This window comes from Sporolactobacillus inulinus (genome assembly GCF_006539285.1).
Classification (GTDB): Bacteria; Bacillota; Bacilli; order Bacillales; family Sporolactobacillaceae; genus Sporolactobacillus; species Sporolactobacillus inulinus.
The window spans coordinates 1-9,986 of sequence record NZ_BJMS01000105.1 but is presented as its reverse complement, the minus strand read 5'-3'; the positions used below and the strand labels follow the sequence as shown (position 1 = coordinate 9,986).

The following is a 9,986-nucleotide window of genomic DNA, read 5'->3' as shown; positions in this document are numbered from 1 at the left end:
CGGCGTTCTACGAACCACTTACACTCGTTTCCTTAAATCTTTTATTTTCTATCCTTTCTTACCAGTGTAAGAAAAGGAACTTGCCGAAAACAGCAAGTTCTCATGATCATCCGTCATCCATTTCTTTGTCGCTTCCGCTTGTTGCCGCAAAGCATGTTGTCAAGCGTATCATAGAATACTGTACGCTGTATCTTTTTGATCCGTTATGAACATATGGCCCGGCGCATGCGTAATCGCAATTTCCGGTTTGCTGTTCATCACCGCTGCTTGCGGCGTTACGCCGCAAGCCCAGAAGACCGGAATCTCTCCATCCCGAATCGGCACCGGATCGCCAAAGTCCGGATGTGCCAGATCGCTGATCCCGATCTGAGCTGGATTGCCGAAATGAATCGGCGCACCATGGACGGAGGGATAGCGGCTGGTCACCTGTACCGCCCGGATGGCTTGTTTTTCCGTCATCGGCCGCATACTGACGACGACGGGACCGGAAAACACGCCGGCAGGGGCGCAGGCAATGTTGGTGCGATACATGGGCACATTGCATTGTTCTTCAATTTGCCGGACTGGAAGATTATTTTCAAGTAATGCCTGCTCGAAACTAAAGCTGCAGCCAATCAGAAAAGAAACAAAATCTTCTTGCCAGTAGTCCCCAATCGTTGCTACCTCTTCAGACAGCTCCCCATGACGGTAGATGCGATATTTGGGAATATCCGTCCGTATATCCGCACCGTTTGCCAGTTGTTTCACAAACGGACTGCCTGTATCCAGTACTTCCAGCAGCGGACAAGGTTTGGGATTACGCTGGCAGAACAATAAAAAGTCATAAGCTATATTTTGAGGCAAAATGACGAGATTGGCTTGCGCATACCCATTTGAAAGACCACTGGTCGGGCGCGCCCACACTCCATTGCGTATCAAAGCGCGAACTTCAGACGGCGTCCGATCAGCAAGAGATAATTCATTCATCCCACTCACCCTCACCGTTATTTTTTCCAAGAATCAATCTTAATTCCTCGCGTTTGCAATGCTTCACGTATCGTTGCTGCGAATGCAAGTGCGGCAGCCCCATCGCCATGGACGCAAATCGTTTCTGCACGCACCTTGGTTTTCCGACCGGATACAGTTGTGACCGTTCCCTCATGAAGCATCTCAAGCACTTGCTGAAGTGCCTGATCTGTATCTGTAATCAGTGCATCCGCCTGAGACCTTGGCGTTAATGAACCGTCGGGCTGATAGGTTCTGTCCGCATACGCTTCATAAACGACATGAAGGCCCGCGTTCTCGCCGGCAGCCGTCAGATAGGTGCCGTCCATACCAAACAGAAGCAGATTCGGGGCGACGTCACCTACCGCTTGAACCACAGCATCCGCATATTTTTTTTGATCGGAGGCCATATGATACAATGCACCATGCGGCTTCACATGATTTAAATCAACCTTCTGCGCTGCGGCAACGGCTTGGAGTGCGCCGATTTGATACACGATCATATCGTAGATCTCAGTCGGAGTTATATCCATCTCGCGCCTGCCGAACCCTTTTAGATCCGGCAATCCGGGATGTGCACCAATGGCCACCCGATTCTTTTTTGCGCGAAGAACCGTGCGCCGCATTTCCGAATAGTCGCCGGCATGAAAACCACAAGCAACATTTGCCGATGAAATAAGCGGCAGCACTGCCTCGTCATTCCCAATCACATAATGCCCGAAGCTTTCTCCCAAATCGCAATTCAGATCAACTTGATTCATTCTCTGTCCCTTCCTTTTATTCATCGACTTGATTCATTGAAAAGCTATGCACCGAATGCAGCTGAACGTTCCCTTAGAACAGTGATGAAAAGCCTTTAATCACTGATTCAACACCGGCATAAGCCATAAAGACAACAATAATCCATCCGAAAATGGTCAGCCATAACGGGTGCTTATACAACTCGCCCATAATCTTTTTCTTCGTTACAGCGACCAATAAAATGGCTAGAGCAATAGGAAGAATCAGGCCGTTAATTGCTCCGACAATGACCAGTATCTTCGCCGGGCGGCCGATAAAATAAAAAACAGCCGTCGAGAAAACGATGAAGAAAATAATTAAGAACGGGCGCAATTTATGAAAAATGCTCTCGGTGCCCTTGTCTGTCGAATAGTTTAAGAAAGACACCGAAGTAAAGGTTGAACCTAATGTTGAGGTCATTCCGGCAGCTAGAAGGATCAGCCCAAAAAATTTATAGCCAAAATTCCCGGCTGCTGCACTGAAAATACTTGCAGCGGGGTTAAGCGGATTAAGCTTGAATCCTTCTGCAATGACCGCAAGTGCGGCAAGAAAAAGCAGGACACGAATAAACGATGCCACACCAATGCCGGTCAATGCCCCTTGATTGATGTAACGAATACTTTCCTTTCCTTTAAGTCCGCCTTCTAGCAGTCGATGTCCACCTGAAAAGGATATGTAGCCGCCAACCGTACCGCCAACGATCGTCACAATTGAATAAAAGTCAATATGCGAAGGCGCGATGGTATGAAGCGCAGCTTGTCCAACTGGAGGCGAGCTGATTGCAACAATAAAGATGATGAGCAGCACCTTTACAACCGCAAGGACTTGAACCGTGCGATCCATGACAATCAGAGCATTGCGAACAAGGAAAATAATTAACGCGATCGCTCCACCAATTAACGCACCATTTTCTGGAGAAATGCCGAAGAGTACATTAAAACCAAGACCAACACCGCCTATATTGCCAATATTAAAAGTCAAACCGCCAATGACAATTAATGCCGTGAGCACGTAACCGAGACCCGGTACCAATTCATTGGCAATCTGTTGTGCCCGTTTTCCGGAAACGCAGATAATCCGCCAAATGTTGAGCTGAACGCCAATATCAACAAGAATACAAACAAGTATGGCGAATCCAAAATCAGCGCCCATTTGCGATGTAAATGCAGCCGTTTGCGTCAAGAAACCTGGGCCAACAGCCGACATAGCCATAAGAAAAGCTGCGCCCATCGCAACACTAAACGCCTTTTTATGATTAAGCATGGAACTCCTCCTAGTTGTCAGATATCATGACATAACAATTATACACTATAGTTATAAAAATCTTCAAACCAATTTTCGGAAAATATAAAAACCACCGAAAAGTCACCATTTTATCCTATAAAATGAATAAGGTAACACCGATCTTCAGAATTGCAGACAAAATAGTTTAACTATGGGTATTCGCGTAGTATACTTACACCGTACACAACGCACATATTTTTATCTTGTGCACATATGTGCGAGTGGTGGGGAGGGTAAACATGAGCGAAACAGATCTAAAACGGGAATGTGCCAAAAAAGCTTTGGCTCTGATTCCTGATCATTCCATTGTTGGCCTTGGCGGCGGCAGCACGATTCGTCATTTAATCCAATTCATTAAAGAAAAACCCGAGCGAAACATCCAAGTCGTCACGCCTTCAACGCAAACAAGACGGCTATGTCTGGCAAACGGTCTCACCGTACTTCACACTGAAGCGGTCGACCACATTGATCTCGCTTTTGATGGCTGCGATCAGGTTGATGAACAGTTAAACGCATTGAAAAGCGGTGGAGGCATTCATACACTGGAAAAATTGATTGCGACAATGGCAGACGAGTATATCTTGCTCGTGGATCAATCCAAGTATGCACCCACACTTACGTTTGAAAAGCCCGTTGTACTTGAACTCTTAGCCGAAGCGCAGGCCTATGTCACGCATCAAGTCAAGCAGCTTGGCGGCCGACCGGTCATGCGTCAAAGCGAAGGAAAAGACGGATTCACGATCTCCGACAACGGCCACCCACTAATGGATGTTTTTTTTCAAAATGTCCGTAACATTCGTCAATTAAACCGTGAATTGGCATCTATTCGTGGCGTGATTGATACATCTTTGTTCGTTAATGTTGCGACCAAGGCACTGATCGCCGGCAAAGACGGCATAAAGTGGCTGAACAAATCGACTCAAGAGGTGACCATCCATGAGTGAACTAAATTGGGCCATCATTGGTCCCGGAGCCATTGCATCTGAATTCGCACAAACACTGCAAGCAAACGGCCGTGGAATTTACGGAGTTGGCTCACGAAATATTGAACGTGCTCAAGCATTTGCCGATCAGCACAACATCAAGCATGCTTACGGTAGCTACAACGATCTGCTGCATGACCCGGCCATTGATATTATTTATCTGGCAACCCCGCACTCCCACCACTACGACTACCTGCTTCAATGTCTGGAAAACGGTAAGCATGTGCTCTGTGAAAAGGCGATTACCGTAAGCAGCAGACAACTGGATCCGGTTCTGGCTTTGGCTCAGAAAAAAGGACTGATTGTCGCGGAAGCGATGACCATTTACCATATGCCGCTGTATCAAAAAATAAAAGAACGAATCGCAAATGGTGCAATTGGAAACCTGAAGATGGTCAACGTCACCTTTGGTAGCCTGAAACCCTATGATGTCTCGAATCGTTTCTTTAATAAGGATCTTGCCGGCGGCGCCTTGCTCGACATCGGTACCTATGCGCTCTCCTTTGCACGCTTCTTCTTAACCAGTCAGCCAGATGAAATCTTAACAACGGTTAAACCGTTTGAGACCGGTGTCGACGAACAATCCGGGATTATTTTAAAAAATCCGGATGACGAGATGGCGGTCGTCACGTTAACCATGCGCGCAAAGCTGCCGAAACGCGGTATTGTGACCGGCGATAAAGCCTACATTACCGTGGATAACTTTCCAAGAGCAGACCAAGCAACCCTCACTTATCCGGATGGTCGCACTGAAGTAATCAAAGCCGGCAGTACCGAGAAGGCAATGGTTTATGAATATGATCACATGAATGCCGCGGTCAGCGGAGCGATCACGGAACATACCGCGCGTCTGACAAATGATGTCATGCAGATGATGACCAACATCCGTGATCAATGGGGGATCCGTTATCCCTTTGAATGAGGCAGAGTGCTCCAATCATAAATTTCAAAATTAGAGAGCGTTTTCTTTTTAATTTTTGTACGTCTGTATTACAATATACCTGTGATATTAATTACACTAAATTCTGACTTGAAGGGAAGATGTGCAATGAGCATTCAAGACACAGTCCTGGAACACGCAGTAGATTCAGAATATAAGTTATATATTGGAGGAAAATGGGTCACAGGCTCCGAAGGCAAAAAGATCGCAAGCTATAACCCAAGCAACGGTGAAAAGCTGACTGAATTCGTTGATGCTAGCCATGCCGATGTAGACGCTGCAGTTGAAGCAGCGACAAAGGCTTTTGAAACATGGAAAGATACCAGCGTTCAGGAAAAGAGCGCCATCCTGCTGAAAATTGCCGATCTGATCGACGAAAACACCGATCATCTTGCACTTGTTGAAACGCTGGATAACGGCAAACCACTCCGGGAAACAACTAACATTGATGTTCCGGCGAGTGCCGACCACTTCCGCTATTTCGCAGGCGTCATCCGCTCTGAAGAAGGCACAGCAAACGCTCTGGATGAAAATACATTAACAATTAACTTAAAAGAACCATTAGGGGTTGTCGGCCAAGTCATCCCTTGGAACTTCCCATTGCTGATGGCAGCTTGGAAGATTGCACCGGCGATTGCCGCGGGTAACACGGTCGTGATCCACCCATCGTCCTCAACATCGCTCAGCTTGCTTGAACTCGCGAAGCTCCTTGATCAAGCCCTTCCTGCCGGTGTTGTGAACGTGATCACCGGACGCGGATCGGATTCAGGCGACTACATGCTGCACCACGAAGGATTTGCGAAACTTGCGTTTACCGGATCCACCCAGATTGGTTACGAGGTTGCCGAAGCAGCCGCAAAGCGGCTCATTCCGGCAACACTCGAACTTGGCGGCAAATCGGCGAACATCTTCTTCGACGATGCCCCTTGGGAACGTGCCATTGAAGGTGCACAACTCGGTATTCTATTCAATCAAGGTCAAGTATGCTGCGCCGGTTCTCGAATCTTCATTCAAGAAGGTATCTATGATAAATTTGTAGCCGCTTTGAAAGAAGCATTCGAAAAAGTAAAAGTCGGCCTCCCTTGGGAAGATGGCGTTCAAATGGGCGCTCAAGTCAACAAACATCAACTGAGTCAAATTCTTGATTACGTAAAAATCGGCCAGGACGAAGGCGCAAAACTTGTTACCGGCGGCTGCCAGTTGACAGACAACACCCTTGATAAAGGTGTATTCATGGCCCCAACCCTGCTTGTAGATGCGAAGAACACCATGCGCATTGCCCAGGAAGAAATCTTTGGACCGGTTGCAACCGTGATTAAATTTAAAGATGCCGATGAAGTAATTAAACTGGCGAACGAATCAGATTACGGTCTTGGCGGTGCAGTTTGGACAAAGGATATTAACAAAGCATTGCGTGTCGCTCGCGGCGTGCACACCGGACGCATGTGGGTCAACACCTACAACCAGCTCCCTGCCGGCGCTCCGTTTGGTGGCTATAAGAAATCCGGAATCGGACGTGAAACATACAAGAGCATTCTCGATGCTTACACGCAAACCAAGAATATTTATATCAGTACCAAAGAAGACGTCGACGGTCTTTATTAATTTTGAGCAAGTACGGCTCAATTTAAGAAGAGGGACTCATCCTGTCTATGGACACAATGAGTCCCTCTTTTTTGCCATTCAGACCGATAGGCCGCGTGGTCACGCAATTGAACAGTGCATCGGCAACTGAGTTTTTCTTAAATATAATTATTCCTATCTTTTTACTCAATTTATCTTGACAAATTCTACTCACGAAGCTAAACTAAATTCAATTAAATAAATCTTATCAAGAGCGGCGGAGGGACTGGCCCTGAGAAGCCCGACAACCAGCACATCAGTGTATGGTGTTAATTCCAGCAGATTAATTTCTGGCAGATAAGACTAGCATCGGCGATAAAAGCCGCTTCTCAATAGTCTGCGAGAAGCGGCTTTTTCATCATCTGCTCACGCACCTTCTTCTAAGATTTTATTTAATGTACTCGAAATGAACAAAGGGAGCGATTCACATGGCAGAAGAACACAAGTATGGATTTGAAACGTTGCAGGTCCACGCAGGACAGGTGCCTGATCCTGCAACAGGCGCACGTGCAGTGCCGATTTACCAAACAACATCTTTTGTTTTTAAGGATGCGGATGAAGCAGCCGATTTTTTCCAACTGAAACGACCGGGTAACGTGTATGCACGAATTATGAATCCTACCGAGGATGTCTTTGAACAGCGTGTCGCTCAGCTTGAAGGCGGATCTGCCGCACTAGCAACCGCTTCAGGACTCGCAGCAATCACCTATTCGATCTTAAATGTTGCAAACAGCGGCGATCACATTGTTGCAGCGTCGACATTGTACGGCGGAACCTATGAATTGTTTAACGTGACCTTGAAAAAGCTCGGCATCGATGTGACCTTCGTTGATCCGGATGATCCGGAAAACTTCCGCAATGCGATTCAGGATAATACCAAAGCGCTTTACGGTGAAACAATCGGAAATCCGAAAATCAACATCCTTGATATTGAAGCCGTTGCGAACATTGCTCATGAATACAATATTCCACTGATCGTCGATAACACATTCGGTACACCTTACCTTGTTCGTCCGATTGAATTTGGCGCCGATGTTGTTGTGCATTCCGCTACAAAATTCATTGGCGGGCATGGCACTGCGATCGGCGGCATCATCGTAGACGGCGGAAAATTCGACTGGCGTGCAAGCGGCAAGTTCCCGGACTTTACGACACCGGACAAAAGCTACGGCGGTTTAGTTTACGCAGACCTCGCTCCGGCTTCCTTTGCCGCAAAGGCGCGTGTTCAGCTGCTGCGCAACACCGGTGCAACCATCAGCCCGCAAAATGCTTTCTTATTCCTGCAAGGCCTTGAATCGCTCTCGCTTCGAGTAGAACGCCATGTTCAGAATGCGCGCAAGGTCGCTGAATACTTGAACAACCATCCGAAAATCACATGGGTCAATTATCCTGACCTAGAAGATAACCCGTACCACGACCTTGCGAAAAAATACTTTCCAAAAGGCGCCGGATCGATCTTTACATTCGGCGTCAAAGGAGGCCGTGAAGCCGGCAAAGCACTGATTAATAACGTGAAGCTCTTCTCCTTGCTCGCAAATGTTGCTGATGCGAAGTCGCTGATCATTCATCCGGCAAGCACCACACATGCAGAACTGACACCAGAAGAACAGGCGGTTACCGGTGTAACACCTGAACTGATTCGGGTATCCATCGGCGTAGAAACCGTAGACGATATTATCTACGATCTGGATCAAGCACTTGCAAAAATTCCAGAAACAGTTGAAGCAAAATAAAAAAAAGAGATGCGTTACATTTACGGGGGTTATTGAATAAGGGAGTCTGCATACGCAGGCTCCCTTATATTATGACTGCGGCCTAACTGAATCTGCCCTTCTTCAGCATGGTTTCAACCCCGCCGATCTTTACCAGTGAACGATTTTCAATAACCTTTTTCATCACGGATGCCGGACGGCCTTTTAAGCCTTTGCCCATAACCTCTCCAACCGCATCATCGCGTCCAAGTGAACAAACCGTCCCTTTAAACTTGAAAACAAACGACTTTGTCGGCCGATCGTCCAGCATTGCTTTAACATTGTATGCAGCACAATCTGCCTGCTGCAGTGCGATTTGAGCAGTTGTCGGATAAGGTTGCCCGCTGCCTGGATCAATCACCGCAGAACAATCACCGATAATCAGTATTTCCGGATGACCCGGAACCGATAGGTCATCCATGACACGCACCCGGCCGCGCCGCTCTTCAAAACCTGAATCACGGACAACTGCACTCCCACTGACGCCGCCCGTCCAAACAAAGGTGCCCGCCTTTAACGATTGAACCTGTTCCTTCGTACGATAATAAATCTTCGCTCCATCAAATCCGCACACGCGTCCAATTAAAAAGTCAACACCGCGATTGCGAAGCTTGCGCGATCCATATGCAGCAAGCTGTCGATTGAACATCGGCAATGCCTTTGGCGTTGGCTCAATGCAAACAATCCGAACCTGTTTAGCATCTACTTGATAGCGCGTGATTAATTCCGGAATGCGCTGTGTCAATTCTCCGAGAAATTCAAAGCTGGTAAATCCGGCTCCCCCGACCGCAATCACCAATCGATCCGAGCGCTGGTCTTCAGTCCACGCTTTAAATTGATCCTCGATATGGTTGCGGATTCTGATCACGGAGGGAATGTCGGAAATAGCAAGCCCAAAACGGTCCATCCCTTCAATCCCATAATACTCAGGTACAAATCCGAGTCCGATGACTAGATAGTCATAGGAGATTGGCTTGTGCTCCTTTAACTGAATCCTCCGCGACTCCCGATCCACACGCAAAACGGTATCTTGAATAAATTGTGTCCGTTTTGGATCGATGACTTGCTGTAACGAATAACAGATTTCATCAGCATTTGCTGTACCGGCTGCAACTTCATGAAGCGATGTCTTCTCGCAATGATAGTCGTTTTTATCAATAAGAATCAGTTCGGCGTTCGGTTTCATCCTCTGCAGTCTCTTTAACGTACGCAGTCCTCCATACCCGGCTCCTAAAATAACGATTCGCTTTCTCATGGCCAATCACTCCTCAATTGATCTTGAAGAACTCATCCAAGCAAACAGGAGATTGTCACAAATTATTCACATTTCCCTCTTTTATTGTAGCCCAAAATGTAAACGCTTTCAATATAAATCTAGAAAATCAGGCGCACCGCAAGCCTCCTCAACCAGGCAGGAATCTGCGGGGTCTCGCATCTAAATGAGGGGTTCTTAGACATTTTTGAGCGAATAAAAAATGATCTCCATTCCTCCACTTCTGTTTCATTAAGCATTCTGGTCCTTAATTAAAAATAAGCGGAGTTTTTTCAGTTATCTGCAGAATGGAGCGCGTTTCGGGGGTAATAAGGGGAGGTTTTCCGTTTATTCAAAGCAAAATCCCACATTTTCACGTTTTTCAAGTT

At 47.0% G+C, this 9,986-nt stretch carries 8 protein-coding genes and 1 riboswitch; of the genes, 4 read left to right on the top strand and 4 right to left on the bottom strand.

Features of this window, described 5'->3' with window-relative positions; genetic code table 11:
- Positions 1-168: 168 nt before the first annotated feature.
- The 3 genes from SIN01_RS12505 to SIN01_RS12495 all read right to left on the bottom strand — a co-directional run bounded on the left by SIN01_RS12505 (position 169) and on the right by SIN01_RS12495 (position 3,027).
- Positions 169-966, bottom strand: coding sequence for a putative hydro-lyase (locus SIN01_RS12505; protein WP_010027616.1), 798 nt, complete (start codon positions 964-966; stop codon positions 169-171).
- Positions 967-983: 17 nt separating this feature from the next.
- Complete coding sequence (locus SIN01_RS12500; protein ID WP_010027615.1) at positions 984-1,745, bottom strand: LamB/YcsF family protein; 762 nt, start codon at positions 1,743-1,745, stop codon at positions 984-986.
- A 73-nt stretch (positions 1,746-1,818) separates the two neighbouring features.
- Complete coding sequence (locus tag SIN01_RS12495) at positions 1,819-3,027, bottom strand: NRAMP family divalent metal transporter (protein ID WP_047035249.1); 1,209 nt, start codon at positions 3,025-3,027, stop codon at positions 1,819-1,821.
- Positions 3,028-3,287: 260 nt separating this feature from the next.
- Here SIN01_RS12495 and rpiA point away from each other — a divergent pair, with 260 nt between their 5' ends.
- The 4 genes from rpiA (at position 3,288) to SIN01_RS12475 (ending at position 8,327) form a co-directional block, all read left to right on the top strand.
- A complete protein-coding gene (gene rpiA / locus SIN01_RS12490; RefSeq protein WP_010026726.1) occupies positions 3,288-3,992 on the top strand; it encodes a ribose 5-phosphate isomerase A in 705 nt (234 codons plus the stop codon).
- Positions 3,985-4,953: a Gfo/Idh/MocA family protein gene (locus SIN01_RS12485; RefSeq protein ID WP_010026724.1), complete on the top strand. Its 969-nt coding sequence runs from the start codon at positions 3,985-3,987 to the stop codon at positions 4,951-4,953. Before rpiA ends, SIN01_RS12485 begins: the two co-directional genes overlap by 8 nt.
- A 126-nt stretch (positions 4,954-5,079) precedes the next feature.
- The gene (locus SIN01_RS12480) at positions 5,080-6,576 is read left to right on the top strand and encodes an aldehyde dehydrogenase family protein (RefSeq protein WP_010026721.1); all 1,497 of its coding nucleotides are present in this window, start codon (positions 5,080-5,082) and stop codon (positions 6,574-6,576) included.
- Positions 6,577-6,796: 220 nt separating this feature from the next.
- Positions 6,797-6,898: riboswitch (SAM riboswitch) on the top strand.
- Positions 6,899-7,022: 124 nt separating this feature from the next.
- The gene (locus tag SIN01_RS12475; RefSeq protein WP_047035245.1) at positions 7,023-8,327 is read left to right on the top strand and encodes an O-acetylhomoserine aminocarboxypropyltransferase/cysteine synthase family protein; all 1,305 of its coding nucleotides are present in this window, start codon (positions 7,023-7,025) and stop codon (positions 8,325-8,327) included.
- Between the two features lie 82 nt (positions 8,328-8,409).
- On the opposite strand, the gene SIN01_RS12470 is transcribed toward SIN01_RS12475, so the two are convergent.
- Positions 8,410-9,600, bottom strand: coding sequence for an NAD(P)/FAD-dependent oxidoreductase (locus tag SIN01_RS12470; RefSeq protein ID WP_010023225.1), 1,191 nt, complete (start codon positions 9,598-9,600; stop codon positions 8,410-8,412).
- Positions 9,601-9,986: the final 386 nt, after the last annotated feature.